At 63.1% G+C, this 24888-nt stretch carries 29 protein-coding genes and 1 riboswitch; of the genes, 21 read left to right on the top strand and 8 right to left on the bottom strand.

The window, feature by feature from the left end; translation table 11 throughout:
- The first annotated feature begins 21 nt into the window (after positions 1-21).
- From dapD to NJ75_RS04995, 6 genes are all read left to right on the top strand, one after another.
- The gene (gene dapD / locus NJ75_RS05010) at positions 22-858 is read left to right on the top strand and encodes a 2,3,4,5-tetrahydropyridine-2,6-dicarboxylate N-succinyltransferase (protein ID WP_039332075.1); all 837 of its coding nucleotides are present in this window, start codon (positions 22-24) and stop codon (positions 856-858) included.
- Positions 859-968: 110 nt separating this feature from the next.
- Positions 969-1127: a hypothetical protein gene (locus tag NJ75_RS24710; protein ID WP_169745699.1), complete on the top strand. Its 159-nt coding sequence runs from the start codon at positions 969-971 to the stop codon at positions 1125-1127.
- Between the two features lie 18 nt (positions 1128-1145).
- Positions 1146-1499, top strand: a complete 354-nt coding sequence (locus tag NJ75_RS23685; RefSeq protein ID WP_082013272.1) for a hypothetical protein — start codon at positions 1146-1148, stop codon at positions 1497-1499.
- A 35-nt stretch (positions 1500-1534) separates the two neighbouring features.
- The gene (locus tag NJ75_RS05005) at positions 1535-1966 is read left to right on the top strand and encodes a cupin domain-containing protein (protein WP_039332381.1); all 432 of its coding nucleotides are present in this window, start codon (positions 1535-1537) and stop codon (positions 1964-1966) included.
- Positions 1963-2367, top strand: a complete 405-nt coding sequence (locus NJ75_RS05000) for a DoxX family protein (RefSeq protein WP_039332073.1) — start codon at positions 1963-1965, stop codon at positions 2365-2367. Before NJ75_RS05005 ends, NJ75_RS05000 begins: the two co-directional genes overlap by 4 nt.
- 4 nt (positions 2368-2371) lie before the next feature.
- Positions 2372-3124: a sulfite exporter TauE/SafE family protein gene (locus tag NJ75_RS04995; protein ID WP_039332071.1), complete on the top strand. Its 753-nt coding sequence runs from the start codon at positions 2372-2374 to the stop codon at positions 3122-3124.
- Here the strand turns inward: NJ75_RS04995 and NJ75_RS04990 are convergent.
- Positions 3117-3719: a GNAT family N-acetyltransferase gene (locus NJ75_RS04990; RefSeq protein WP_052242022.1), complete on the bottom strand. Its 603-nt coding sequence runs from the start codon at positions 3717-3719 to the stop codon at positions 3117-3119. The two genes, NJ75_RS04995 and NJ75_RS04990, sit on opposite strands and share 8 nt — an antisense overlap.
- Positions 3720-3798: 79 nt before the next feature.
- Between NJ75_RS04990 and NJ75_RS04985 the strand changes: the two genes are divergently transcribed.
- From NJ75_RS04985 to NJ75_RS04975, 3 genes are all read left to right on the top strand, one after another.
- Positions 3799-4104, top strand: a complete 306-nt coding sequence (locus tag NJ75_RS04985) for an alkylphosphonate utilization protein (RefSeq protein WP_039332069.1) — start codon at positions 3799-3801, stop codon at positions 4102-4104.
- A gap of 286 nt (positions 4105-4390) precedes the next feature.
- A complete protein-coding gene (locus NJ75_RS04980) occupies positions 4391-4681 on the top strand; it encodes a hypothetical protein (RefSeq protein WP_039332377.1) in 291 nt (96 codons plus the stop codon).
- Between the two features lie 342 nt (positions 4682-5023).
- On the top strand, positions 5024-5422 hold the full coding sequence (locus NJ75_RS04975; RefSeq protein ID WP_039332067.1) for a hypothetical protein: 399 nt from the start codon (positions 5024-5026) through the stop codon (positions 5420-5422).
- Between the two features lie 14 nt (positions 5423-5436).
- Here the strand turns inward: NJ75_RS04975 and NJ75_RS04970 are convergent, their stop codons facing one another.
- Positions 5437-5832 (bottom strand): YybH family protein, encoded by a 396-nt coding sequence (locus NJ75_RS04970; RefSeq protein ID WP_039332066.1) that lies wholly within the window; start codon positions 5830-5832, stop codon positions 5437-5439.
- A gap of 70 nt (positions 5833-5902) precedes the next feature.
- Positions 5903-6109 carry a cold-shock protein gene (locus tag NJ75_RS04965; protein WP_039332064.1) on the bottom strand — a complete coding sequence of 69 codons (207 nt, stop codon included), beginning with the start codon at positions 6107-6109 and terminating at the stop codon, positions 5903-5905.
- Positions 6110-6354: 245 nt separating this feature from the next.
- Here NJ75_RS04965 and NJ75_RS04960 point away from each other — a divergent pair, with 245 nt between their 5' ends.
- Positions 6355-6822 carry a YaiI/YqxD family protein gene (locus tag NJ75_RS04960; protein ID WP_039332376.1) on the top strand — a complete coding sequence of 156 codons (468 nt, stop codon included), beginning with the start codon at positions 6355-6357 and terminating at the stop codon, positions 6820-6822.
- 66 nt (positions 6823-6888) lie between these two features.
- Positions 6889-7023 carry a hypothetical protein gene (locus NJ75_RS25280; protein WP_269078567.1) on the top strand — a complete coding sequence of 45 codons (135 nt, stop codon included), beginning with the start codon at positions 6889-6891 and terminating at the stop codon, positions 7021-7023.
- A gap of 43 nt (positions 7024-7066) precedes the next feature.
- Here NJ75_RS25280 and NJ75_RS04955 read toward each other — a convergent pair whose 3' ends face one another.
- Positions 7067-7543, bottom strand: a complete 477-nt coding sequence (locus NJ75_RS04955; protein WP_039332062.1) for a surface antigen — start codon at positions 7541-7543, stop codon at positions 7067-7069.
- Here NJ75_RS04955 and NJ75_RS04950 point away from each other — a divergent pair.
- On the top strand, positions 7542-8306 hold the full coding sequence (locus NJ75_RS04950) for a DUF2726 domain-containing protein (RefSeq protein ID WP_082013271.1): 765 nt from the start codon (positions 7542-7544) through the stop codon (positions 8304-8306). The two genes, NJ75_RS04955 and NJ75_RS04950, sit on opposite strands and share 2 nt — an antisense overlap.
- Before the next feature lie 71 nt (positions 8307-8377).
- On the opposite strand, the gene thiC is transcribed toward NJ75_RS04950, so the two are convergent.
- Positions 8378-10261: a phosphomethylpyrimidine synthase ThiC gene (gene thiC / locus NJ75_RS04945; protein ID WP_039332058.1), complete on the bottom strand. Its 1884-nt coding sequence runs from the start codon at positions 10259-10261 to the stop codon at positions 8378-8380.
- 48 nt (positions 10262-10309) lie between these two features.
- Positions 10310-10417: riboswitch (TPP riboswitch) on the bottom strand.
- A gap of 142 nt (positions 10418-10559) precedes the next feature.
- Between thiC and NJ75_RS04940 the strand changes: the two genes are divergently transcribed.
- The 3 genes from NJ75_RS04940 (at position 10560) to NJ75_RS04930 (ending at position 15443) form a co-directional block, all read left to right on the top strand.
- Positions 10560-12650, top strand: coding sequence for a TonB-dependent siderophore receptor (locus NJ75_RS04940; RefSeq protein WP_052242019.1), 2091 nt, complete (start codon positions 10560-10562; stop codon positions 12648-12650).
- Entirely contained in the window at positions 12650-13933 is a 1284-nt protein-coding gene (locus tag NJ75_RS04935) for a PepSY-associated TM helix domain-containing protein (RefSeq protein ID WP_052242018.1), read from the top strand. Before NJ75_RS04940 ends, NJ75_RS04935 begins: the two co-directional genes overlap by 1 nt.
- A gap of 91 nt (positions 13934-14024) precedes the next feature.
- The gene (locus tag NJ75_RS04930; protein ID WP_052242082.1) at positions 14025-15443 is read left to right on the top strand and encodes a flavin-containing monooxygenase; all 1419 of its coding nucleotides are present in this window, start codon (positions 14025-14027) and stop codon (positions 15441-15443) included.
- Between the two features lie 34 nt (positions 15444-15477).
- On the opposite strand, the gene NJ75_RS04925 is transcribed toward NJ75_RS04930, so the two are convergent.
- Both NJ75_RS04925 and NJ75_RS04920 read right to left on the bottom strand, forming a co-directional pair.
- Positions 15478-16998 (bottom strand): flavin-containing monooxygenase, encoded by a 1521-nt coding sequence (locus NJ75_RS04925; protein ID WP_156135709.1) that lies wholly within the window; start codon positions 16996-16998, stop codon positions 15478-15480.
- 141 nt (positions 16999-17139) lie between these two features.
- Positions 17140-17733 (bottom strand): DUF2585 domain-containing protein, encoded by a 594-nt coding sequence (locus tag NJ75_RS04920; RefSeq protein ID WP_039332055.1) that lies wholly within the window; start codon positions 17731-17733, stop codon positions 17140-17142.
- Positions 17734-17835: 102 nt separating this feature from the next.
- Between NJ75_RS04920 and crtY the strand changes: the two genes are divergently transcribed.
- The 6 genes from crtY (at position 17836) to NJ75_RS04890 (ending at position 23758) form a co-directional block, all read left to right on the top strand.
- Positions 17836-19032, top strand: coding sequence for a lycopene beta-cyclase CrtY (gene crtY, locus NJ75_RS04915; RefSeq protein ID WP_039332371.1), 1197 nt, complete (start codon positions 17836-17838; stop codon positions 19030-19032).
- The gene (locus NJ75_RS04910; RefSeq protein WP_039332053.1) at positions 19029-20507 is read left to right on the top strand and encodes a phytoene desaturase; all 1479 of its coding nucleotides are present in this window, start codon (positions 19029-19031) and stop codon (positions 20505-20507) included. Before crtY ends, NJ75_RS04910 begins: the two co-directional genes overlap by 4 nt.
- Positions 20508-20521: 14 nt before the next feature.
- The gene (locus NJ75_RS04905) at positions 20522-21103 is read left to right on the top strand and encodes an LOG family protein (RefSeq protein ID WP_039332369.1); all 582 of its coding nucleotides are present in this window, start codon (positions 20522-20524) and stop codon (positions 21101-21103) included.
- Positions 21104-21106: 3 nt separating this feature from the next.
- Positions 21107-22072, top strand: coding sequence for a phytoene/squalene synthase family protein (locus tag NJ75_RS04900; protein ID WP_039332050.1), 966 nt, complete (start codon positions 21107-21109; stop codon positions 22070-22072).
- Between the two features lie 91 nt (positions 22073-22163).
- Positions 22164-23012: a cytochrome b/b6 domain-containing protein gene (locus NJ75_RS04895; protein WP_370584299.1), complete on the top strand. Its 849-nt coding sequence runs from the start codon at positions 22164-22166 to the stop codon at positions 23010-23012.
- Positions 23009-23758: a molybdopterin-binding protein gene (locus NJ75_RS04890; protein ID WP_039332049.1), complete on the top strand. Its 750-nt coding sequence runs from the start codon at positions 23009-23011 to the stop codon at positions 23756-23758. Before NJ75_RS04895 ends, NJ75_RS04890 begins: the two co-directional genes overlap by 4 nt.
- Here NJ75_RS04890 and NJ75_RS04885 read toward each other — a convergent pair.
- On the bottom strand, positions 23755-24771 hold the full coding sequence (locus tag NJ75_RS04885) for an NAD-dependent epimerase/dehydratase family protein (RefSeq protein ID WP_039332047.1): 1017 nt from the start codon (positions 24769-24771) through the stop codon (positions 23755-23757). The genes NJ75_RS04890 and NJ75_RS04885 overlap by 4 nt on opposite strands.
- Positions 24772-24888: the final 117 nt, after the last annotated feature.

Below are 24888 nucleotides of genomic sequence, written 5' to 3'. Positions count from 1 at the left end.
GATCCCGCACGGAGAAACGCCATGACAGACCAGCTGCAAGCTGCCATCGAAGCCGCCTGGGAAGACCGCGCCAATGTCACCCCGGCCAGCGATGCTGTGCGAGAAGTGGTTGAGGCCGCGCTCGAACTGCTCGACAGCGGCAAGGCCCGCGCTGCCGAAAAGGTGGACGGCGAATGGCGCGTCAACCAGTGGCTCAAGAAGGCCGTGCTGCTCTCGTTCCGCCTGAACGACAACGCAGTGATCGAGGCCGGCTCGGGCGGCGCTCCTGCATTTGACAAGGTGCCCTCGAAGTTTGCAGGCTGGGGCGAGAACCGCTTCCGCGAAGCCGGTTTCCGCGTCGTCCCCGGTGCCGTCGCGCGCAAGGGCGCACACATCGCCAAGGGCGTGGTGCTGATGCCAAGCTTCGTCAACATCGGCGCCTTCGTCGATGAAGGCACCATGGTTGATACCTGGGCAACCGTCGGCTCCTGCGCGCAGATCGGCAAGAATGTCCACATCTCGGGCGGCGCCGGCATCGGCGGTGTGCTCGAACCGCTGCAGGCAGGCCCCGTCATCATCGAGGACGGCGCATTCATCGGCGCCCGCTCGGAAGTGGCCGAAGGCGTTATCGTCGGCGAAGGCGCAGTGCTGTCGATGGGCGTCTACCTCGGCGCTTCCACCAAGATCGTCGACCGCGCCACGGGCGAAGTCCACATTGGCCGCGTGCCACCCTATGCTGTCGTCGTTCCAGGTGCCATGCCGGGCAAGCCCCTGCCCGACGGCACCCCCGGCCCGTCGCTCTACTGCGCCGTCATCGTCAAGACGGTCGACGCGCAGACCCGTAGCAAGACCGGGATCAACGAACTCCTGCGCGATTGATTGATCTGAATTAATCACCGTTCCGGTCATGTCCATGGGGGCATTGCCGGAACAGGGCGCTTGCCTGCGCGTAGAGTCGCCAAGCACGGTTCTACCGAAGGAGAAGCGCCATGGAACGACGCGGCGAAGAAACGCACATCACCACCGAGGAGGCTCGCGGGGGCGAAGGCCTCAACGTGGTACGCTGGGTCCTGCTGATCAGCCTGGTCCTGGCAATCGGTGCATTGACAGTCATCTGGGTAACCGGGGCGCTCACCACGCCCCAGTAAAATGAACGAGGGGGCGGCATGACACTTGGTTGGAAGCTGGACAGAACCCAGCGCGAAAACCTCCTCGCCGCCCTCCCGCCTCGTTACGAGCGAGCCATTGCCGACCACGTGACTCTGTCAGTCGCGGGAACAATCCCGCCAGAAGCGGTGCATCGTGCTGAAATTGTCGGATATGTCGACGATGCTGAAGGGGTTGAGGCATATATCGTTTCAATTGATGGGACGACTGGCAGACCAGACGGCGGTACTTGGCACCTAACCTGGTCGCTCGCCGAACATAGGACTGCAAAGGAAAGCAACACGGCCATCGCGGCGCTTGGCTGGACCGAAGTTTCTCCTGTTCCCCTTCAACTTACCCCAGCACTGTGGTGATTGACTCAGCGCGTATGTCGGGCAACCGTTTCGTGATGCCCGCGCATGAAATCGTTTCCAGCCTGAACCTCGCGCCCCATCCTGAGGGAGGGTGGTTCCGGGAAACTTGGCGTGCGCCTTTAGTCGGCGGCGGACGCGCCTCGAGCACGGCGATCCTGTTCCTGCTGGCAGCTGGCGAAAGATCACACTGGCACCGCGTCGATGCTGACGAGATCTGGATCTGGCAGGCGGGTGATGCTCTTGCACTGCACACTGCAGCGGAATCCACAACTGCACCCTCGACGCTGATCCTCGGAAACGATCTCGCCACGCAAGATCTGCAGGGGATCGTTCCTGCCGGGCACTGGCAGGCCGCCGAACCTGTCGCCGGTGAACATGGCTACGTGCTTGTCTCATGCATTGTGGCGCCGGGATTTGACTTTGCCGGGTTCACCCTCGCCCCGCCCGGCTGGAAACCCGGCGCATGATCCGCGCCGCTGCCCGTCTGGCGCTGGCACTGTTCTACTTCGCGGCGGGCGTGATCCACATCGCATCGCCCCGCCCGTTCCTGATCATCATGCCGCAATGGGTCCCTGCCCCCGAAGCTGTCGTGCTATGGACAGGCATTGCCGAACTGCTCGGGGCTGTTGGCCTGGCGCAAGGCGTTTCCCTGCCGATCCGCCGGGCTGCGTCCATCGGTCTCGCACTCTATGCGGTGTGTGTCTTCCCGGCCAACATCAACCACTTTGCGATTGATCTGGCAAAGTCGGATCACGGCGCGGGCCTCGCCTATCATGTCCCTCGCATGTTTGCGCAACCGGTGCTCGTCTGGCTTGCGCTGTGGGCCGGCGGGGTCATCGAATGGCCATGGAAGCCACGGACCCGATAGACAGATGCTCCTTTCCGATCCTGCAACCCTCGCCGCCTGCGCAGTGGCTGTCATTCTCGTTGGCATGGCCAAGGGCGGATTTTCCGGTCTCGGAGCACTTGGCACACCCGTTGCCGCCTTGGCTCTTCCGCCATCGACCGCCGCCGCCATCCTCTTGCCCATCCTCATCGTTCAGGACGTCGTCAGCGTCTGGTCCTTCCGGCATGCCTGGGACAAATGGATCGTCGGCTGGATGCTGCCGGGAGCCATGGTCGGCATCGGCATCGGCTGGGCCATTGCTGCCAGTATCGACGAGAAGGCACTCATGGGCGTTCTCGGCGGCATCACGCTCATGTTCGGCCTTTACCGCCTGTGGATCGAGCGTGGCAATCGCGTGGCCGCCGCGTCTGCATCTCCGGGCTGGGTCGGCGCGCTGTTCGGAATGGCCACCGGCTTTACCAGCCAGGTCGCCCATGCGGGCGGTCCGCCCTTCCAGATGTGGGTCACCCCGCGCAAGCTTCCGCACCTGATGTATGCCGGAACCAACGCGATCCTTTTCGCCGCGATCAATTGGCTCAAGGTGCCAAGTTATATCATGCTTGGGGCCTTCACCCACGAAGTGGTGGTGGCCGCCGCTCTGCTCGTCCCGTTGGCGGTCATTACCACACTGATCTCTGTCCGTGTCGTCCGCGCGCTCAAGCCTGATCGGTTCTACACCATCATCTACCTGCTGATGGTCATGCTTGGCGGCAAGCTGATGGTCGATGCCTTCACCTGAACGGCACCGGCCTGGCCATGGTCCAGAATGTCGGGCCCTTTCTGGCGACCGGCCACGTGTCGATCAGTTCGAAACCCATCGAGCGGTAAAGCCCGACATTGCTCTCCGTCGCGGTTTCCAGAACGGCCGGTAGCCCCGCAGCGTCGGCTTCGGCAAGGCCAGCCCGGATGGCAAGGCCGCCAAGGCCCTGCCCCTGCCTGTCAGGTCGAACACCGGCCATGCGCAGATAGAACTGGCGCTCACCCTTCGGCAAATGCTTGCCGATCATCCGGTCCGCGCGCTCCGCCCGCAGCACGGCCGTGCCGAGCATCGCGATAAAGCGCACCAGCGCCGGCGGCGTCAGACTTGCATGCTCATGAACGCTCCCCGGTGGCCGCCACAGCGTGACGACTTCACATCCGGCCGTTCCCAGTACCATACCGTGCCGCAGGTGATCGTGGAACATCCAGCGGATCAACTGCGGCATTCGACGCTCGCGGGATTCATCATTGGCAAACATCCAGTTCATCGCCGGATCTTGACGGAAGGCAGCAGTCAACGTCTCGGTCGCTGCGTCAGCATCGCCAGGTCCCAGGCGAACGATTGTCCGATCCAAGCATATCCTCCCTCGAATGCCGCTTTTGCTGGCAAGCAGCGCCCCCGCGTGCCACGGGGATGCGCGAATGGAGGGAACGATGAGCGAAGATGAAGACTATGTCTACGACGAGGACAGCGGCGAATGGCTGCCAGCATCCGAACTCGCGGCAAAGCGCCAAGCCGCCTGCGCCGTTGAGGTTCGCGACGCCGTCGGCAACCTCCTGGCTGATGGTGACCAGGTTACCCTGATCAAGGATCTCGACGTCAAGGGCGCCGGGCAAACCTTGAAGCAGGGCACGCTGATCAAGTCGATCCGGCTGACGGGCGACCCGCAGGAGATCGACTGCAAGTATCCCGGCATCAAGGGATTGGTCCTGCGGGCCGAATTCGTTCGCAAACGCTGACCGGCCGAGGCGTGGGGTCGGCAAGTTGCCCCCCGCCAGCGTAGCTTTCGATTCGACGGCATCCCTGCGACGAATCGTTATTCATGCTTACGTATGAAGGGGCATGGCGGGATTGGCGCAACCTCTGGCAAACGACTGTTTTCGCGGCGAAAAGCACCGAGTTGCAAATCATGCAACTGACAGCACGGCAAATACAATTGCCGCACTGCACACGATTAGTATGCTGCAACGCAACAAGATAAGGGTGCTGAAGGCAATCTTTCCTTATCTTCCAGGAGATATTGCCATGATCAAGACTATCCTCGCTGCCGCTGCTGCCGTCCTCGTCGCCACCCCCGTGTTTGCTGCCGAACCGGAAACCGGCTCGTTCACGTACCAGGGCGTGAAGTACGATTACACCGCCGAACAGCAGGGCGATGTCAAGGTTCTCAAGGGCTCGGCCTATGCCGGCAAGGTTCCCTTCGAACTGAAGGTCACCAAGCGCACCGTCACCGGCCGCTTCAACGGTCGTCCGGTCACCTTCGACGTCAAGGACGTCAAGAAGATCTCCAGCAAGGCTGCTGCCAGCAACGATTGACTGCCCCGCAACACGGGACTGCCCAGAGGCTCGACCCAAAGTCGCCAGCTCGCAAGCAGCGCCTCACCCGTGAGCAAGGCCAGCTTCGTGCTGCACCGCTGATCCCAGCAAAGGGCGCTTCCCGCAGGAGGCGCCCTTTCTGTTTTGAATCTGGTTACCTTCCCAAGCACGCGCCGTCAGCACCAGCGCTGTGTTGCCAACGTCAGGACCGCGACGATCGGTTGCTGGACTCGGCCCCGCCGGGGCTGATCCACTGTCAATTGACGGGCGAACCGGTCGCCCCGGAACCGCCGCAACGCTCCGGCATTCCTTCCCCAAGGGAGGGTTGCAGGAGCCAGGTTCGTGTTGTTCGATCGCTTTGCCACCGTCATGATCGCCATCGGCGCCGGCTTGGGCCTTGCCGCAACCAGCACGATACCGACGCGCATGCCCTCACCGGAGCGACCATACCCTGCTGCCCGACCGGACGCCTATCCCGAAATCACTGCCGTCACCTACGAGAGTTATCCGGTGGCTCCGGCACCTATTTTCCATCGCCCCATGCGTATTGCTTATTGGGAGCAGCCTTGGGAAGAGCCAGAGGACCTGCCTCCGGCAGAGGCGCTTCCGGAATATGAGGATTACGAGATTGCGCCTGACCCCCAGGTCATCGAAGACGAAGAGGCGGATCTGCCGGCTCAGGCGGACCGGGAAATGCGACAGGAAGCTATCGTTATGAATATCTTGCCAACCGCGTCGTGAAGGCATTGGCGGGCTCAGCCGAGCGTCAAGAAAATTTCCGCGATCAAAACCCAGCCGTTACCGATCTTGCGCCACTTGGCGGCATAGGTCCCGGCGGCCGTCACTTCGCCGGATTCCTGAACAGTTGCGCTCCAGCGCCCGTGCTCCATGGCGATCGGTTCTACGGCTGAAGCGATCACGCTATCGGTGCTGCGCACGTAGACGGCTCGAGGAGCTTGCGCGAAATCTCGCTTCCAAGCCGCCAGTTGCGCCTTACGCCCAGAAATGACTGCACTGTCGCTGCCGGTGATCAGAACCACATCGGGCGAGAGAAGCGGCGCAATCGCGGCAAGATCCCCCTCCGCCAGCGCGCGGTTGAACGCGGCGCGGCGGAGGCGGACTTGCAGTTCGGCATCGGCAGGGTTGCTCATCGCGTTGCGATGACAGGGCTCAGCCAATTTGCAAAGCCCCGTTGCCTGTCGATGCCGAGGTTGGTTCCGATCAGGCCGAAACGAGGTTCACGGCCGAAGCCTTGCCGTTGCGGCCGGTCTCGACTTCGTAGCTTACGCGCTGGTCCTTATCGAGGCTGGCCATGCCGGCAGCCTGGACGGCCGAGATGTGCACGAAGCTGTCAGCGCCGCCGTTGTCGGGCTGAATGAAGCCGTAGCCCTTTTCGGTGTTGAAGAATTTTACGGTGCCTACTGGCATGGGATGTTCCTTCCAAGAACGAGTGTTGCCCGGAAGCGAAAGTGCCGCCGGGCCGTGCGTGGTTCGTCAATTGAAAGGAAATCGTCGTCGAAGGCCCCGCGAGAACCGAAGCGCCAGCGTGGTAGTCAATGCCGAAGTCCGTCGCAAAATTCGACGTCAGCGATGCTCTTGTAGCACCCCGCCCGCGCTTTGGCGAACTTAATCGGACAGTGGCCATCCCGCTCCGGCAAAGCTACTGGACGATCATGCCTGAAACGCCCACCGACGCCGTGCGCATCCTGGTCGATGGCGATGCATGCCCGGTCAAGGAAGAGATCTACAAGGTCGCCTTCCGCCGGAACGTGCCAGTAACCGTCGTCAGCAACTCACCCTTCCGCGTGCCAGTACATCCTCTTGTCCGCCGCGTGGTGGTCAGCGATGGCTTCGACGCCGCCGACGACTGGATTGCCGAAGCGGCAGGTTCCAAAGCCGTGGTCGTCACCGCCGATATACTCCTGGCAGACCGGTGCCTGAAAGCGGGCGCGGCAGTGATTTCTCCGGCTGGCAAACCCTTTACCACAAGCTCCATCGGCAGTCAGATCGCCACGCGCGCGATCATGGCCGATCTGCGCGCCGGTGGCGACGTGATCGGAGGCCCGGCGCCATTCTCCAAGGCGGATCGCTCGCGCTTTCTGTCTGCGCTGGACGAGACCTTGGCAAGACTGACGCGTTAAAGGTCGCTATTACAGGCCGATGCGTCTAGCGAGGCCTTCGGGCACGCGCCCGCATGGAGAACGATAATGGCGAAGAGCCAGAAAAAGTCGAACCGCGAGGTTCGCAAGCCCAAAGCCGAAAAGCCCAAGAAGCCCAACGCATGGAACCCGTCGATGAAACCCGGTGTGATCGCAGGGCTGGATAATATCAAGAATACCTGACGAACTGGTGGGCTCCCCATGGAGCCCACCGTTCATCCATCGCTTACCTGCAGCGCACGTTGCTGCGATTGCGGCTGTCGATTGCCGCACCGATCGCCGCGCCACCGATCGCGCCGATGATCGCGCCGAGCGGCTTGCTGTCACCTTCGGCGATGATCGCTCCTGCCGCCGCGCCCCCAAGGCCGCCGACGATCAGTCCAGTCGAACCGTCGGACCTGCGGCAGTAATAGCGCCCGTCACGCCCGCGATAGACCCGGTCATCGTAGGAAAGCTGGCGCTCGCGATAGCGGGCATTATCGCGATAATAACGGTCGGCATAATAGCCGCCATAGCGCGGATCAGGATTATTGTAATCATACCGGCCATACTGCTGGTAATACCCTCGATCGTAATAACCCCAATCGCCATAGCCATCCGCATAGCCGGGGCGGTCATAATACCCATTGTTCGTGCATGCTGCAGTCAAAGTCGTCGCAGCAGCCGCTGCCAGCACAATTGCCGCCTTGCGAGCTTTCGTCATGGCCTTCTCCAATGCTTCCCGAAGAGCGAACGTAATCGTCGCCCAGTTGCTCAGCCAATGGATGGTGAAGACGGCAGTTCCCCGGCCAGCATTAAGATTCCGATTACTGCCCCTGCCCTATCCCTCTGCCATGCCATCCGAAATCGTCAGTCTGATAGACAAGCCGCACCTACTTGCCCTCCTCCTCGCCATTGGCGCTGCTATCGGCATCGCGGTCGAACGCTTTGCCGAGGGTTTGAAGCGCGCCGAACGCCGGGCCTTCTGGCGGGGTCGAAAATCGGCTGAACGAAAATACCGTCCACACCAGGCCCCCACGCTCTCCCACAAGAGCCAGACAGAAGTTGCAGCAGAGCAACTCCGCCGAGTCATGGAGGCCGATTTCAAGAGCAGGCCGCTGTTGAACCAGTCGGAAAGGCGCTTACTCGCCGTGCTCGACAAGACCTTGAGCGAAGAAAAGCCCACCTGGCGCGCAATGGGTCAGGTATCGCTTGGCGAAATCCTGTTGAGCGATGACAAGGATGCCTATTGGGCCATCAATTCCAAGCGCGTCGATCTGCTCATCGTCGACGACAGCTGCCGTCCTGTCCATGCAGTGGAATTTCAAGGCAGCGGTCATCACCTCGGGGCAGAAACCGCAGCAAGAGACGCCGTGAAGAAGGAAGCTCTGCGGCGGGCAGGCATTGGCTATGTCGAGGTCATGAGCAACCAGACGCCAGCACAGGTCAGACTGCTGCTGCAAGGTCTGCTGCGCCAGCCCGCCTGAGCGTTCACGCATCTCGCGCCGATCCGGCTTGCCGCATTGGTGACGCAGCAAGCCGGATCGGCATTTGACGATCAATCGTGTTCGCGACCACCCGCGCCGATATAAAGTTCGCGCCCCATTTCGTCGTACTTGGCGCTCATCGCCTTCATGCCGGCTTCCGCCTCGGCTTCGTCAGCCGCGACAAACGTCTCGATCGGCTGGTTCTGCTTGGCGGCAAAATCGCGAACTTCCTGGCTGATCTTCATCGAGCAGAACTTCGGCCCGCACATCGAGCAGAAGTGCGCCGACTTGGCGCCTTCGGCTGGCAGCGTCTGGTCATGATACTGCTCGGCAGTATCGGGATCGAGCGACAGGTTGAACTGGTCGCGCCAGCGGAATTCGAAGCGCGCCTTGCTCAGTGCATCGTCGCGCACCTGCGCTGCCGGGTGGCCCTTGGCAAGGTCGGCCGCGTGGGCCGCCAGCTTGTAGGTGACCACGCCGACCTTGACGTCATCGCGATCCGGCAGGCCGAGGTGTTCCTTGGGCGTCACGTAGCAAAGCATCGCCGTGCCGTACCAGCCGATCTGCGCCGCGCCGATGCCGCTGGTGATGTGGTCGTAACCCGGCGCGATGTCGGTGACGAGCGGCCCGAGCGTGTAGAACGGCGCTTCGCCGCACGCTTCGAGCTGCTTGGTCATGTTCTCCTTGATCTTGTGCATCGGCACGTGGCCAGGGCCCTCGATCATCACCTGCACGTCCTGCGCCCAGGCGCGCTTGGTCAGCTCGCCCAAGGTGTAAAGCTCGGCGAACTGCGCCTCGTCGTTGGCGTCGTAGATCGATCCGGGGCGCAGGCCATCGCCAAGCGAATAGGCCACGTCATAGGCCTTCATGATCTCGGTGATTTCGTCGAAACGCTCGTAGAGGAACGATTCCTTGTGATGCGCCAGGCACCACTTGGCCATGATCGAACCACCACGGCTGACGATCCCGGTCATGCGCTTGGCGGCCAGCGGGATGTAGGGCAGGCGGACGCCGGCGTGGATCGTGAAATAGTCGACGCCCTGCTCGGCCTGCTCGATCAGCGTATCGCGGAAGATCTCCCACGTCAGGTCCTCGGCCACGCCGCCGACCTTCTCCAGCGCCTGGTAGATCGGCACCGTGCCGATCGGCACCGGCGAGTTGCGCAGGATCCATTCGCGCGTGTCGTGGATGTTGCGCCCCGTCGAAAGGTCCATCACGGTGTCGGCGCCCCAGCGGATCGACCAGACCATCTTGTCGACTTCGCTGGCAACGTCCGATGCCACCGCCGAATTGCCGATGTTCGCATTGATCTTGACGAGGAAGTTGCGCCCGATCGCCATCGGCTCGCTCTCGGGGTGGTTGATGTTGGAAGGAATGATGGCCCGCCCGCGCGCCACTTCATCACGCACGAACTCCGGTGTCACGTAGTCAGGGATCGAAGCGCCCCAGTCCTGCCCATCACGGATCAGCGCTTCCTTGGCCTGCTTGCGACCAAGGTTCTCGCGGATCGCCACATATTCCATTTCCGGGGTGATGATGCCCTGGCGCGCATAGTGCATCTGGCTGACGTTCTGCCCCGCCTTGGCACGCAGCGGTCGCTTCACCACATTCGGGAAAGGCGGCACGCCCGCCGACCGATCCGGCCCCTTCAGGCCGTTGTCCTCAGGCTTCACTGCCCGGCCATCGTACTCCTCGACGTCGCCGCGGCCGACGATCCAGTCGCGCCGCAGCTTGGGCAGGCCCGCCGCAATGTCGATCATGACGTTGGTGTCAGTATAAGGGCCGGACGTGTCGTAGACGCGCACCGGCGGCTCGCCGCTCGAAGGCTCCAGCGAAATCTCGCGCATCGCCACGGTCAGCCCCGGAAAGCGCGCGCTTTCCACGTGGATCTTGCGGCTGCCGCGGATCGGCCCGGTGGTAACGCCGATTTCCAGCTTGGAGTTGATGTCGGCCATGCAAGCGCTCCTCTCGTCAGGCATCGGGAGCGCGGGTGCCATGGCTCTGACCTCTGGCACTGCCCTTCCCTCCGCCCGTGCTAACGGGTTCAGGTTCGACGGGTCGGGCTGCGTGACCAGCCCCTCTCAGCCACACTGGCTCCCCGGGGTATGGCCGCACTTCTAATGCGGTCTGCCGACACTGGCAACCAGCCAATCCATGAGGGTTCACACATCTTTAATGCGAATGATTCTTACTTGCATTGACTCTTGCGAATGAATCGCACTAAGGCCCGCCCATCACAGACGGGAGCCTAACGTGTCGCATCGCTTGCATTTCCTTTCAGCTACGTCCCTTGCCGCCCTCGTCCTTGGCGGACATCCGGCATATGCCGATGAAGCTGAGGACACCGAAAACCGCATCACCGTGATCGGAGACCGGGCTGAGGGCGTTGCCAGCGGCGCAACCGGCCTCCCTCTGGCCATCATCGACACGCCGCAATCGGTAACCGTCGTCGATCGCACCCTGCTCGATGACTTTGCCTTCGACGAGGTCAACGACGTCCTGCGCTACGTCACCGGCGTGAACGTCGAGGAGGCCGAGACGGACCGCACCTACTACAACGCCCGCGGCTTCGACATCACCGAAGCCATGGTGGACGGGATCCAGTTGCCGAACATCTGGGGGCCTGCGATTGGGTCGCTCGATACCGTGATGTGGGATTCAATCGAGGTCGTGCGAGGCGCCAATGGCCTGCTGTCGGGCGTCGGCAATCCTTCTGGCACGATCAATTACCGCCGTCGCCATTACACCGGCCAGCGCCGCGTCACCGGCGAACTGACTGCCGCCTCGTGGAACCGGGTACGCGGCGAAGTCGATATCGAAATGCCGCTGACGTCGGATGGCAACTGGGGCGTCCGCCTTGTCGGTGCAGCGCAGAATGCGGACTCCTACTTGCGGGACTACCGCTCGAACCGCACGGCATTGCAGGCGGTGGTCGATGGCCGCATTGCCGATAACCTGGCGCTGTCCTTCGGCTACGCCCGCCAGCAGGGCACCTCGCGCGGCGTGCTGTGGGGCGCGCTGCCGTTGCTTGACAGCGAGGGCAACCAGCTCGACTGGGACTTCTCCACGTCGACCACGCAGGACTGGACCTACTGGAAAAGCAAGGACCAGACCGCGTTCGGAGAAGCCACATGGGCTTTCGCTCCTGGCTGGAGCGTCAAAACCCATCTCTCGCGCCGCATCAACGACGAACCCTCGCGGCTGTTCTACGTCTATGGCACGCCCGATGCCGAAACGGGCCTCGGCCTGTTCGGCTACCCCGGCGGCTACCTTTCCACCGCACGCGGCTGGATCTGGGACAATCGCCTCGATGGCACCTTCAAGCTCTTCGGCCGCGACCACAAGCTGACCCTCGGTGTCCAGCGCACCGCAGCGAAGTTCGGCTACCTCACCTACCCCGTCCCCGGCACCGACCCGGCCTGGGGTGCCCTCCCCGCCCTGCAATCAGGCTGGGACGGTACGGAAGTCCCATTCCCGGCCTTTGGCGATGCCGTAGAAAGCGCGCGCATCTCGGACAAGCAGTGGCGGGTCCGTGCCGCCACCGATCTCGAGCTGACCGACCGCCTCAGCCTGATCCTTGGCGCCAACTACATTGACGTGCAGACCACCGGCTTCACTTTCGGCGTCAGCGCCGCCCGCAGCGAGAGCGCGGTCAGCCCGTTCGTCGGCGCGACTTTCAGGATCCTGCCGGGCATCAACCTCTACGGCAGCTACAGCGACATCTTCAATCCGCAGAAGGAACTCGGCACAAACCTCAAGCCCGTAGGCTCGGCCAAGGGCAAGAGCTGGGAAGCCGGCCTCAAGGGCGAGACCGCCGACAAGGCCCTGTTCGGCTCGCTCGCCCTGTTCCGCTCCGAACAGTCGAACCTTGCCGAAGCCGCAGGATATGACGTCACTCTCGGCCAGACGCTCTACAACGGCATCTTCGTGCGCAGCCAGGGCGTCGAGGCGGAAGTCGGCGGCCGCATTGCTCCCGGCCTGACCGTGCAGGGCGGCGTCACCCACCTGTCGCTCGAAGGGCGCAACGGCGATCCCGTCCGCACCTATGTTCCGCGCACCACTGCCAACCTGCTGCTTCGCTGGGAGCCGGTCGAGAAGGTCCAACTTGGCGCGGCGATGCGCTGGCAGGATTCGGTGTTCATCACGAACAGCGTAGGCACGATCCGCCAGGACGATTACGCCACCCTGCAGCTCCAGGCCGGCTACAAGCTCAATGACAACGTGAGCTTCAACCTCAACGTCGCCAATGTCACCAATCACAAGCATCTCGCCAGCCTGTATTGGGATCAATCCTTCCTTTCGCCGCCGCGCAGCGTCACCGGTTCAGTCAGGATGACCTTCTGATGGCCACCACCGCCCAACAGTCTGTCCCATCGCCCCGGCGCCTCGCGCTGCCGGGGCGCGCATTCTGGGTCATGGTCCATCGCTGGGCAGGCCTCACCCTTGCACTGTTCCTTGCCGTGGCGGGCCTTACCGGTTCTCTCTTGCCATGGATCGAGGAACTCGAAGCCGCCACCGCGCCCGAACTGCACAATTCAAGCTGGACCGGCACGCCCGATCCCCTGCGCGTGCGCGAAGAGGTACTGGCGCGCTACCCCGGTGCCGCGCTCGATTTCCTGCCGCTCTCGGTGGAACCGGGCAAGGCGCTGCGCCTCCACCTCCACTGGCTCGATCCGAAGACCGGGCTCGAGCGTGAACACGGGCCGGGCGTGCCCGAATGGGACGACCTGTTCCTCAATCCCGTCACCGGCGAGGAGCAAGGCCGCCGCGAATGGGGCAACATTGCCCAAGGGCAGAAGAACCTGATGCCCTTCCTCTATCGCCTGCACTACAGCCTTGCCCTCGATACATTCGGGACCCTGATCTTCGGGATTGCCGCGCTTGTCTGGACGGTAGATTGTTTCGTCGGCTTCTACCTCACGCTGCCGCCCAAGACTCCGAAGCCTGCGCGCACATCCTTCCTCGATCGCTGGCGCCCGAGCTGGCGCATCCGCTGGAAGTCCACACCCTACAAGCTCAACTTCGACCTCCACCGCGCCGGCGGCCTGTGGCTATGGCCGCTTCTGCTGGTTTTTGCTTGGTCGAGCGTGTCCTTCAACCTGCCGCAGGTCCATGTACCCGTGATGCAGGCGCTCGGCGCGCAGGATCCGCGGCTGATCTTGGAGGAAAGCGCCTTGGCTGTTCCTCGGAACAACCCCGTCCTCGATTTCCGCGCCGCAACCGAGCGCGCCAGGCAACTCGCTGAACAGGAGTCCATGAAGCAAGGACTTGTGCCGCTCGAAGAGGGCGAAAGCTGGCTATGGCACGTGCCAACCAGCGGCATGTACGTCTACGGCTTTACCACCGCGGCAGATATCGGCCATCACGGCGGCGGCACAGGTATCGCTTTCGACAGCAACACCGGCAAGATGAAGGCTGTCTACTGGCCCAGCGGCGTCAACGGCACCAATACGTTCAGCAACTGGCTCACGGCGCTGCACATGGCGCAGGTCTTTGGCCTGCCCTACCGGATCTTCGTCAGCATGCTGGGTCTGCTCGTCACCATGCTGTCCGTCACCGGAGTGGTCATCTGGCTGAAAAAGCGCTCGGCGCGTGCGGGTCGTTCACTTCGCGTCCGCAATACTTGACCGATCACCCGGCCGGCTGGACTTAATCACGCGATTAAGGATACTCCTGCTCCGGGCCCGCAAGCCCGGACGATGGAGCAGGATCATGGCCATGACCGAATTGGTGTCATCACCGCAAATCGCGCCTGTCGCCGCGCCCGAAGCGCTTGGTCCGCTCCCGCGCGTATGCATCATCGGCGCAGGCTGCTCGGGTTTCACTACCGCCAAACGCCTGCAGGATCGTGGCATCCCCTTCGTCGTTTACGAAGCGTCCGACGACATTGGCGGGAACTGGTACTTCAACAATCCCAACGGCATGTCGGCCTGCTACCAGAGCCTGCACATCGACACGTCGAAATGGCGGCTGGCGTTCGAAGATTATCCCGTCCCGACAGAATGGCCGGACTACCCCCATCACGCCCAGCTTCTGCAGTATTTCCACGATTACGTTGATCACTTCGGCCTGCGCCCGCACATCCAGTTCAACACGCGGGTAGAGAGTGCGACGCGACGAGCCGAAGGCGGTTGGAATATCTCCCTTTCCACGGGTGAGACCGAGCGCTTCGATGCACTTGTCGTGGCCAACGGCCATCACTGGGCTGCGCGCATCCCCGATTATCCAGGCCACTTCTCCGGTCCCCAGATCCACAGCCATGCCTATCGCAGTCCGTTCGATCCGGTCGATTGCGTCGGCAGGCGCGTACTCGTTGTCGGAATGGGCAACAGCGCCATGGATATTGCTTCAGAGCTGTCGCAGCGCCCGATCGCCTCGCGGCTGTTCGTTTCCACCCGGCGCGGGGTCTGGGTCCTGCCAAAATACTACCGCGGCCAGCCGCTCGACAAGAATCCCGCCCCATCATGGATGCCCAAGCGGCTGCGCAACTGGCTGGCCACGCGCATGATAAAGAAGCTGGTCGGCCGGATGAGCCAGTACGGCCTGCCCGAACCCGATATCGGTCCGTTCGAGAGCCACGGCACCGTCTCGGGCGAATTCCTGCTCCGCGCCGGCTCGGGCGACATCATCATGAAGCCTGGCATCGAGCGGCTCGACGGCGATGGCGTCGCCTTCAGCGACGGAACCCGCGAGCAGGTGGACGTGATCATCTGGGCCACCGGCTATGACATTCGCTTTCCGTTCTTCGACGATCCCGCATTCACCGCCGATGCAGACAATCGCCCGCCCCCCTTGTTCAAGCGCATCATGAAGCCCGAAGTACCAGATCTGTTCTATGTCGGCCTCGCCCAGCCCCTGCCGACCCTGGTCAATTTCGCCGAACAGCAGTCGAAGCTCGTCGCCGCCTACCTTGCAGGCGACTATGCCCCGCCATCACCAGCCGAAATGCATCGCATCATCGCCGCCGACGAAGCCTACCATACCGGCCAGTACTATGCCGCACGGCGCCATACGATCCAGTTGGACTTCGACGCCTATGTTCGCGCCTTGAACAAAGAACTCGCGGCAGGCGCAAGGCGAGCCCGGGCCGAGGGCAACCGTCGGCCGATCCCGGCCCGATCCTCGCCACCTGTCTGATCAAGGCGCGATCGTCTTGTCCAACCGTGCGCGGCTACTCGGCCGCCTCCGCAAGGGGCACATCCCGCCGTACCCCGTCGTAGATGAACTCCTGCCCATCCAGGTCGATGGACGGAAAGGCCTCACGCTCCAGCCAGTAGTTCTGGTTGTGCCGCCAGACATCGTTTGACCCGCGCCTTGGCAGCTTGTCCATGTCGCGCATCAGATAGCCGGGATTGAAATTGTCTTCCTCGATCCACGGCAAGATTTCCATGCCCGCATCCTCGTCGCGAAAGACGACTTCCACCTTCTTCGCACCGCGCTCTGTCATATGGTTCAGCAGGTGGCAGACAAAGTCGGCCATCATGTCGACGCGCAAGGTCCAGCTTGCCCGGAAATAGCCGAAGACCCACGCCATGTTGGGCACGCCGGTGAACATCATCCCACGGTAGGTCACCGTCTTGCCCCAGTCCACGGCCTGGCCATCCACCTCGAAAGGAATATCGCCCAGCACTTTCAGCCGGAAGCCGGTGCAGGCCATGATGATGTCTGCTTCCAGCAATTCGCCACTGCTGGTCAGGACCCCTGTCTCGGTGAACCGGTCGATCGTGTCGGTCACTACCGTCGCGTTGCCCGCCACGACCTGCTGGAACAGATCGCCGTCAGGCAACTGGGCCAGCCGCTGCTGCCAAACGCGATAGCGCGGGGCGAAGTGCGGCTCGAACTGGAAATCCTCACCCACGTACCCGCGGATCAGGGCACGCAGGTCCTCGGCCATGGCTTCGGGCTCTTCGCGACTGCGACGGTCCATTTCATGGAAGTTGTAGATGTAGTCCTGCCGCACAACGCGATGGATCGTCGGTTCATCGATCCCGATCGTGCGCAACCGCTCGGCCAGTTCGCTCACGTTTGGCGCAGCATAGAACCAGGTTGGCGAGCGCTGGAGCATCGTGACCTTGGCTCCCAGATCGCACAGCGCCGGGACCACCGTGGCCGCCGTGGCGCCCGATCCGATCACGAGAACCCGCTTGCCCGAAACGTCAGTCGCCGGGTCCCACAGCTGGGCGTGGACGAACAGACCCTTGAAGTCGGAAACGCCCTGCCACTCCTTCGGGATGTAGGGCACCTGGTGGTCATAGTAGCCCTGGCACATCCACAAGAAATTGGCCGTGAACGCGGCCGTGTTTCCGTCCTTGGTCCGTGCTTCCAGCGTCCACCGGTTGCTGGCACTATCCCACTTTGCACTGGTAATCGTGTGGCCATAGCGGATGTGCCGGTCGATCCCGCCTTCCTCGATCACCTCGCCCATGTAGTCGAGAATTGCCTGCGCGCTGGCAATTGGCGCGCCGACCCAGGGCTTGAAGCGATAGCCGAAGGTGTACAGGTCGGAATCCGATCGCACGCCGGGATACTTGTGCGTCTCCCACGTGCCGCCGAACGTGTCCTTGGCTTCGATAATCGCATAAGTCCTGCCCGGGCACTGCTCCTGCAGATGCCAGGCAGAGCCTATGCCGGAAATGCCCGCGCCGACGATCAATACGTCGAAGTCGCCGCCCGATGCTGCGTGCTCGCTCATCATGCCTCTCCATGGTCTGACGCCATTGCGGCCGTTTTCGGCTCACTGCAGAAAGTGACATTGATCGTCGTCAACATGCAACCGGCTGCGCATGAGGATGAAGCGTTCGGTCAAGAAAATGAAACGCTCGAGGACTTTCCGTCAGCCGCCTGCCTGCCACTGCCGCACCACTTCGACCGGCCAAACGAGCATCAGCACGTTGAGCGTCAGGTTGTCGCGGATCATGGCCAGCGTGAACAGCTCGAATGCCACACCCACCAGTATCGTCACGGTCGCCGGCGCGCGACTGGCAAAGACGAAGCCCAGCGCCATGAACGCCATGTCGCAGAAGGAGTTGAGCACGCTGTCGCCCGAGTAGCCCCACGAAATCGTTACGGCACGATAGCGATCGATGATAATCGGGGAATTCTCGAGGATCTCCCACGATCCCTCCACCAGCACCGCCAGCGCCAACGCCCACTGCGGCGAAATCGCCTTGAAACCGGCCCTCCGCCACAGCAAATGCGCCGCGCCGTAGAACAGGAAGCCATGGATGACGTGGCTGAAACTGTACCAGTCGGAGATCTGCTGGCTGTTCTCGGCCGATTCCACCACGCCCTGCCACAGCCGGATAGTGCCGCACGGGCAGATCGGCGGCCTCGCCATGCCAAGCAGGATTATCACGATCCCCAGCGCGACGCCTGCGGCCGCAATCCACCCCGCCCTGCCGGGCCGCAATGAAACCCTGCTTGCCATTTGCCGCCACTCCCCCCGTTCCATGCCCTTTCTGACGGGTGAAGCTGACAGCGACAAGCCCATGGTTGCACCGGCAACCGCATCCCCCTAAGCGCTATGGTCATGAGCGTGCGACACTGCGACATCGCGATCCTCGGCGGAGGGCTGGCTGGCGGCCTCGTCGCCCTGGCCCTGCGCCAGGCCCGCCCCGAACTCGACCTCGTCCTTGTCGAACAGGGCGAAACGATCGGCGGCAACCACGTCTGGTCGTTTTTCGGCACTGACGTGAACAAGGCCGGGCGCGAACTGCTCGATGGCATGGTCGTTGCGGCCTGGCCCGAATACACCGTCCGCTTCCCGCGCTACGAACGTCGCCTGAAGACCAGCTACTACTCGATCAGCTCCCACCGCTTCGACAAGGTCGTCCGCCAGCGCCTCGGTGAGGCATCGATCATGACCGGCGTCCGCGCCCTCGCCTGCAGCTCCACCAACGCAACCCTGTCCGATGGCACCCGGCTCGAGGCAAAGGGCGTGATCGACGCGCGTGGCCTGCGTAACGTAACAGACCTCACCGGCGGCTGGCAGAAGTTCGTCGGCCGTCGCTTTCGCCTCTCGACCCCCCACGGCCTCGAAGCGCCGATCGTCAAGGACGCCACGGTCGAGCAAATCGACGGCTACCGCTTCGTCTATTCGCTCCCCTTCACCGCAGACGAAATCTTCGTCGAGGACACCTACTACTCCGACGGCCCCGCCCTCGATGCCGACGCCATTCGCGCCCGCATCGACGCTTACGTTGCCGCCAAGGGCTGGCATGTCGCCGAAGTGCTGGAAGAGGAGCAGGGCGTGCTGCCTGTTGTCGCCGGTGGCAATTTCGACGCCTTCTGGCGCGCCAGCGGCGGCCCTGTCGCCCGCGCCGGAGTCCGCGCCGGGCTGTTCCAGGCCGTCACCAGCTATTCGCTGCCCGATGCCGTGAAGTACGCCTTGGCCCTCGCCCGCCAGCAGGACCTGTCCGGCGAAGCTCTCGCCCAGTTCAGCGAATACTGGGCGCGCGAACACTGGGCCCAGTCCGCCTACCTGCGCCAGCTCTCCGCGCTGCTCTTTGCAGGCGCCGAGCCTGACAAGCGCTACCGCGTACTCGAACGCTTCTACAGCCTGCGCCACGGGCTGATCGAGCGCTTCTACGCCGGCAAGACCACCGTCTTCGACAAGGCCCGCATCCTCGCGGGCAAGCCGCCGCTGCCGATCACCCGCGCCTTGGGCGTGCTCACCGGCCTCGGCGCGCGGCCCAAGCCTCTTACCCTTGCAGGAACCCCACGATGAAGCGCGCTTGCGTAATCGGCTCCGGCTTCGGGGGCCTCGCCCTCGCCATTCGCCTCCAGTCCGGCGGCATCCAGACGACCGTGATCGAAGCGCGCGACAAGCCCGGCGGCCGCGCCTACCACTGGGAGAAGGACGGCTTCACCTTCGACGCCGGCCCCACCGTCGTCACCGATCCTGCCTGCCTGCAAGAACTCTGGGCCCTGAAGGGCCACCGCATGGCCGATGACGTCGAGCTCATGCCGGTGATGCCGTTCTATCGCCTCAACTGGCCCGACGGCACCAACTTCGATTACTCGAACGACGAGACCCACCTCCGCGCCGAGATCGCCAAGCTCAATCCGGCCGACGTCGCCGGATACGACGAGTTCCTGCAATACTCCGCAGGCGTGTTCGAGGAAGGTTACGTGAAACTGGGCTCGGTCCCGTTCCTTGATTTTGCGTCCATGCTCAAGGCCGCGCCCGCGCTTGCCCGCTATCAGGCCTGGCGCTCGGTCTATTCGATGGTGTCGTCCTACGTAAAGGACGAACGCCTGCGCGAGGCGTTCAGCTTCCACACCCTGCTCGTCGGCGGCAACCCGATGAACACGAGTTCGATCTATGCCCTGATCCACAAGCTGGAGAAGGACGGCGGCGTGTGGTGGGCCAAGGGCGGCACCAACAAGCTGATCCAAGGCATGCTCACCCACTTCCAGCGCCTTGGCGGCGAAGTGCGCATGAGCGATCCGGTCACCCACATCGAGACGCTGGGCACGCGAGTCACTGGCGTCACCACGAAGAGCGGCTGGTCGGCAAAGTTCGATGCCGTCGCCTCCAACGGCGACATCGTCCATTCCTACCGCGATCTGATGCCTGACAATCCACATGCACAACGTCGCGCAAAGGCTTTGACCAAAAAGAAATTCTCGCCAAGCTTGTTCGTAGTTCACTTCGGTGTCGAAGGGACCTGGCCCGGCATTCCTCACCACATGATCCTGTTCGGCCCGCGCTACAAGGGCCTGCTTGACGACATCTACAAGCACGGCGTCCTGCCTGAGGATTTCTCGATCTACCTCCACCACCCGACCGTGACCGACCCCTCTGTCGCGCCTGAAGGGATGAGCACCTTCTACGCGCTCGTTCCCGTGGCCAACATGGGCAAGCTTCCGGTCGATTGGGACGAGATCGGCCCGATCCTCGAAAAGCGCATCCTCGATGAAGTTGGCCGCCGCCTCATCCCGGACATCCATTCGCGTATCGTAACGAAGTTTCACTACGCGCCGTCGGACTTCAAGACCGACCTGTCCGCCCATCTTGGCAGCGCGTTCAGTCTCGAACCGCTGCTCACGCAAAGCGCATGGTTCCGCGCTCACAACCGTGACGATGCCATTTCCAACATGTATCTGGTTGGCGCGGGAACCCATCCGGGCGCCGGGATTCCCGGAGTGGTGGGCTCGGCCAAGGCCACCGCGAAACTGATGCTGGAGGATCTTGCTTGACCGGCCGCACTTCGATCAAACGTCTCGCCGTCTATTGCGGCTCTGCCTCACCTGCCGACACTCGTTACGTAACACTCGCCCGCCAGATCGGCGCCGAACTCGCCCGGCGCGGCATCGGCGTCGTCTATGGGGGCGGCAAGCTCGGCCTGATGGGCGCAGTGGCTTACGGCGCGCTTGATGCCGGCGGCGAAGTGATCGGCGTGATCCCGGAAGCTCTCGTCGGCGGCGAAGTCGCCAATCACGACTGTACAGAACTGCACGTCGTCCCCGGCATGCATGAACGCAAGAAGGCCTTCACCGACCTGTCGGACGGCTTTCTCACCATTCCCGGCGGCGTCGGCACGATGGATGAGCTGTGGGAAGCGGTCAGCTGGGCGCAGCTGGGCTACCACGCAAAGCCGGTCGGCCTGCTCAACGCCTATGGCTTCTACGACCACCTGCTCGCCTTCAACCGCCACATGATCGAAGTCGGCTTCATCCGCGAAGCCCACGCCGGAATCATCATCGCAGAGCCTGACCTCGATATCCTGCTGGCCCGCATGGAAGCCCACGTTCCGCACAGGCCGATCTTCGCGATGAAGGCCGAAGACCTCTGAGTGATGCAGGATCGCAAGTCTCTCGTTAGTAACGCCCGCAAGTCGATCCTGAAGGGCTCGAAAAGCTTCGCTGCCGCCAGTCACCTGTTCGATCGCGAGACGCGCGAGCGCGTCTGGCTGCTCTACGCCTGGTGTCGTCGCTGCGACGATATCGTCGATACGCAGGACCATGGCGGCGCACTCGGCCTTCAGGAAGGCGCAGCCGAGCGTCTTGCGCTGGTTCGCGAGAAGACCGCGCTCGCCTTCGCCGGCCGCGAAACCGGCGATCCTGCTTTCGACGCCCTCGGCCTGGTCGCCCGGGAAACCGGCCTGACGATCGAGATGGCTCGCGCCGTGATCGATGGCTTTGCACTCGATGCCGCCGAATGGCAGCCTCACAGCGAGGCCGACCTGATGCGCTACTGCTGGCATGTTGCCGGGGCAGTCGGCGTGATGATGGCCGTGGTCATGGGCGTCTCGCCGGATGACGAAGACACGCTCGACCGCGCCTGCGATCTCGGCCTTGCCTTCCAGCTAGCCAACATCGCCCGCGACATCGAGGAGGATGACGCCGCCGACCGCTGCTACATCCCGCTAGACTGGCTTTCCGAGCTCGATATCCCGCCCGGCGAACAGATGAAGCCGCACTACCGCCCCGCGCTCACCCGGCTCGTCGCGCGGATGTGCGAGACGGCGGAAATTCACGAATGCTCGGCGCGTATTGGCGCCGCCCGCCTCAAGGGCCGCCAGCGCTGGGCCATCCTCGCCGCCGCCGGCATCTACGGCGAGATTGCCCGGGAAGTCGCCAAACGCGGCGACCATGCCTGGGACCATCGCACTGTCGTTACTAACGCTCGCAAGCTCGGCTTCATCGGCAAGGCCGCTTGGTCCGCGCTCCGCCCCGTCCCGCGCTCCTGCATCGCCCGCGCCAGCCAGCGCCGCTTCAGCCGCGCTGATCTGATCGCGCTGGCGGCGCGCCATCCGGCCTAGCCGCACCGTTTCCACGCGCGTCGTTCCAGAGGCTTTTTCCGCGCTGCTGAATGTGGCACTCTGACCACAGGACAGGAGCAGGAACCCCGCCGTGGATGCCGCGCCAGCAATCGTTACGTCACAGGACCCAAGCCCCGCGGCGCAGTCGCAGCCTCTGGTTTATCGCACGCGGTTGCCGGTCAGGATCTGGCACTGGACCAACGCGGTCACGATCTTCGCCATGCTGATGAGCGGGGCGACGATCTTCAACGCTCACCCCCGCCTCTACTGGGGCAAGTACGGCGCCACCTTCGAAACGCCATGGCTGGAGATCGGGCGACAAGGCCAGCAAGGCTTCCTGCGCCTCGGAAACCTCCAGTTCGATACGACCGGCTTCCTGGGATGGACGGAACACTCGACCCGGGCTTTTCCGCCTCTCGTCACGATCCCCAATTACTACAGCTTGGCCGAAGGTCGCCAATGGCACTTCTTCTTCGCATGGGTGCTGGTAATATCTCTTACCCTCTTCGTCATTTATGCATTGTTTTCAAAACACTTGTCACGCGATCTTGCCCTAAAACCTGAAGAGCGCAAGCTCGCGCATCTGTGGCACGACATCAAGGAGCATGCCCGCCTGCGCTTTCCCACCGGCGAAGCGGCCAAAGCCTACAACCCCTTGCAGAAGATCGCTTACCTTGGCGTCATCTTCGTGCTGATCCCGCTGGTCGTGCTCACTGGAATGACCATGTCGCCCACGCTGAATGCTGCCTTCCCGTGGTTGCTCGATATCTTCGGCGGCAGGCAGTCGGCGCGATCGATACATTTCCTTTGTGCGACAGGCTTTTTGGCGTTCATACTCATCCATCTTCTCATGGTTTTGCTGGCCGGTCCATTCAACGAACTTCGCTCGATCGTCACCGGATGGTATCGGCTCCCCACACCGCGAAAGGAACGTCCATGACCCTTGTCACGCGACGCAACGCCATCGTCGGTGCCAGCGGTCTGCTTCTGGCCGGGTGCGAGAAGATCACCGCGTCCCCGACTGTCCGCAAGGTCCTGACATTAGGTGAGAAAGCCACGCTGTCCGGCCAGCGCCTGGTGACGGATCGCAATGCCCTCGCGCCGGAATTCACCCGCGCCGATCTCTCGCCCAGGTTCCGCATGAACGGCAATCGCTTGCCCGCTTCAGCGGAATATCAGGCCCACATGGCCAGCAACTTCGCCGACTGGAAGCTGGAAATCGGCGGCAAGGTCGCCCGCCCGTTCAGCCTCACTCTCGCCCAATTGAAAGCCGCACCGCAGCGTACCCAGATCACCCGGCACGATTGCGTCGAGGGATGGAGCGCGATCGGCGAATGGACTGGCGTGCCGCTCAGCCTGCTGCTGCGTCACGCGCAGATTTCCTCAACTGCTCAATACATTGTCTTCCATTGTGCAGATGATTTCTCAGGAATTCCCTACTATGAGAGCATCGACCTGAGCGACGCCATGCACCCGCAGACGATCCTCGCCCACACGATGAACCGCCAGCCCCTTCCGGTCGGCCACGGCGCCCCGATCCGCCTGCGCGTCGAACGTGCGCTCGGCTACAAGCACGCCAAGTACGTCATGCGGATCGAAGCGGTCGAAACTCTTGCCGGCATCCACGGTGGCGGAGGCGGCTACTGGGAGGACCATTCCGGCTACCAGTGGTTCGCCGGGATCTAGACCTTCACCACACCCCGCTCGATCAAGCTGCGAGCGCAATCGAGAATGGAGTCCTCCACCGGCCGGATGGTCCAGCCCAGCCGCGACCGGGCATGGTCCGAACTTGCGCCACGCACATTGCCAAGCTCGCCCGTTACTTGACGGATCACCGGGTTGAACAGCGCAACCGTCCGCACCAGCCAGTCGGGCAGCTTGCGCGTCGGCACCTTGCGCGCCTGCGGCCCCAGGTTTGCCTTGAGCACCTTGGCCACGTCGGCGATCTTAAGGAACGGACCCGAGGCAATGAAACGCTCGCCCGCGATTCCCGGCGCGGTCAATGCCCGCACATGAAGGTCCGCAACGTCACGCACATCGACGATCCCGAAACCCAAGTCCGGGCACCCCGGCAGGGCGCCCGACAGCAGTTGCCGCACGACCTCGATCGATGGCGAGAAGTCGCCGGACCACACCGGCCCCAGCACGGCCGCCGGATTGACCGAGACGAACTCCATTCCCCCGCCTTCCGAGGCCACCCAGTCCCGCGCCGCGCGTTCAGCAATGGTCTTGGACTTCACGTACGCGTAGACATCCGCCCCATCCAGGTTGGTCCAGTCCCGCTCGGTGAACTCGAACACCCCCTTGCCATGGCCATAGGCAATCGCGGCTACCGACGAGGTCTGCACGAACCGCGTCACCCCGGCGTCCCGTGCGTAACGTAACGCACGCAACACCCCCTCGCGCGCCGGGATGATCAGCTCGTCCTCATGTCGTGGCGCATCGGCCCGGAACGGTGAGGCGACATGCGCCACGTGGCTGCACCCGGCCATCGCCTCGGCCCACCCGGCATCGGCCGTGAGGTCCGCGGCGAAGAACCGCAACGTCTCAGCGGTCCCGCCAAGGAGCGGCCGCAATTGCGCCTCGCGTGACAGGGAACGGACCGTGGCGTGGACTGTCCACCCCTCGGCCAGAAGCTGGCGGATGAGGAACCCGGCGATGTAGCCGCTGCCACCCGATACGAGGACCGTGCCCGCCATTTTTCCGCTCTCCCCATCGATCGATTTGAGGAGAGGATAGCGCGGGGGCGTCCGGTTGCAAATCGCTACGGTTCAGCCTGCGGCAGAAGGCCCTGCGTTCGGCAGCGTTGCGGGAGA

It is taken from the genome of Novosphingobium subterraneum (assembly GCF_000807925.1).
In the GTDB taxonomy this organism is placed as follows: Bacteria; Pseudomonadota; Alphaproteobacteria; order Sphingomonadales; family Sphingomonadaceae; genus Novosphingobium; species Novosphingobium subterraneum.
Note: the sequence above shows the minus strand (reverse complement) of the source record. Positions and strands in the feature narration are given on the sequence as shown.

Coding starts and splice junctions, on each gene's coding strand:
- NJ75_RS04930 (WP_052242082.1), top strand. CDS start 14,025: ATGACCGAATTGGTGTCATCACCGCAAATCGCGCCTGTCGCCGCGCCC.
- NJ75_RS04950 (WP_082013271.1), top strand. CDS start 7,542: ATGGCCTTCTCCAATGCTTCCCGAAGAGCGAACGTAATCGTCGCCCAG.
- NJ75_RS04970 (WP_039332066.1), bottom strand. CDS start 5,832: ATGAGCAACCCTGCCGATGCCGAACTGCAAGTCCGCCTCCGCCGCGCC.
- NJ75_RS04920 (WP_039332055.1), bottom strand. CDS start 17,733: ATGGCAAGCAGGGTTTCATTGCGGCCCGGCAGGGCGGGGTGGATTGCG.
- NJ75_RS05000 (WP_039332073.1), top strand. CDS start 1,963: ATGATCCGCGCCGCTGCCCGTCTGGCGCTGGCACTGTTCTACTTCGCG.
- NJ75_RS04980 (WP_039332377.1), top strand. CDS start 4,391: ATGATCAAGACTATCCTCGCTGCCGCTGCTGCCGTCCTCGTCGCCACC.
- dapD (WP_039332075.1), top strand. CDS start 22: ATGACAGACCAGCTGCAAGCTGCCATCGAAGCCGCCTGGGAAGACCGC.
- NJ75_RS04965 (WP_039332064.1), bottom strand. CDS start 6,109: ATGCCAGTAGGCACCGTAAAATTCTTCAACACCGAAAAGGGCTACGGC.
- NJ75_RS04885 (WP_039332047.1), bottom strand. CDS start 24,771: ATGGCGGGCACGGTCCTCGTATCGGGTGGCAGCGGCTACATCGCCGGG.
- NJ75_RS04985 (WP_039332069.1), top strand. CDS start 3,799: ATGAGCGAAGATGAAGACTATGTCTACGACGAGGACAGCGGCGAATGG.
- NJ75_RS04995 (WP_039332071.1), top strand. CDS start 2,372: ATGCTCCTTTCCGATCCTGCAACCCTCGCCGCCTGCGCAGTGGCTGTC.
- NJ75_RS25280 (WP_269078567.1), top strand. CDS start 6,889: ATGGCGAAGAGCCAGAAAAAGTCGAACCGCGAGGTTCGCAAGCCCAAA.
- NJ75_RS04955 (WP_039332062.1), bottom strand. CDS start 7,543: ATGACGAAAGCTCGCAAGGCGGCAATTGTGCTGGCAGCGGCTGCTGCG.
- NJ75_RS24710 (WP_169745699.1), top strand. CDS start 969: ATGGAACGACGCGGCGAAGAAACGCACATCACCACCGAGGAGGCTCGC.
- NJ75_RS04910 (WP_039332053.1), top strand. CDS start 19,029: ATGAAGCGCGCTTGCGTAATCGGCTCCGGCTTCGGGGGCCTCGCCCTC.
- NJ75_RS04925 (WP_156135709.1), bottom strand. CDS start 16,998: ATGAGCGAGCACGCAGCATCGGGCGGCGACTTCGACGTATTGATCGTC.
- thiC (WP_039332058.1), bottom strand. CDS start 10,261: ATGGCCGACATCAACTCCAAGCTGGAAATCGGCGTTACCACCGGGCCG.
- NJ75_RS23685 (WP_082013272.1), top strand. CDS start 1,146: ATGACACTTGGTTGGAAGCTGGACAGAACCCAGCGCGAAAACCTCCTC.
- crtY (WP_039332371.1), top strand. CDS start 17,836: ATGAGCGTGCGACACTGCGACATCGCGATCCTCGGCGGAGGGCTGGCT.
- NJ75_RS05005 (WP_039332381.1), top strand. CDS start 1,535: ATGCCCGCGCATGAAATCGTTTCCAGCCTGAACCTCGCGCCCCATCCT.
- NJ75_RS04960 (WP_039332376.1), top strand. CDS start 6,355: ATGCCTGAAACGCCCACCGACGCCGTGCGCATCCTGGTCGATGGCGAT.
- NJ75_RS04935 (WP_052242018.1), top strand. CDS start 12,650: ATGGCCACCACCGCCCAACAGTCTGTCCCATCGCCCCGGCGCCTCGCG.
- NJ75_RS04890 (WP_039332049.1), top strand. CDS start 23,009: ATGACCCTTGTCACGCGACGCAACGCCATCGTCGGTGCCAGCGGTCTG.
- NJ75_RS04900 (WP_039332050.1), top strand. CDS start 21,107: ATGCAGGATCGCAAGTCTCTCGTTAGTAACGCCCGCAAGTCGATCCTG.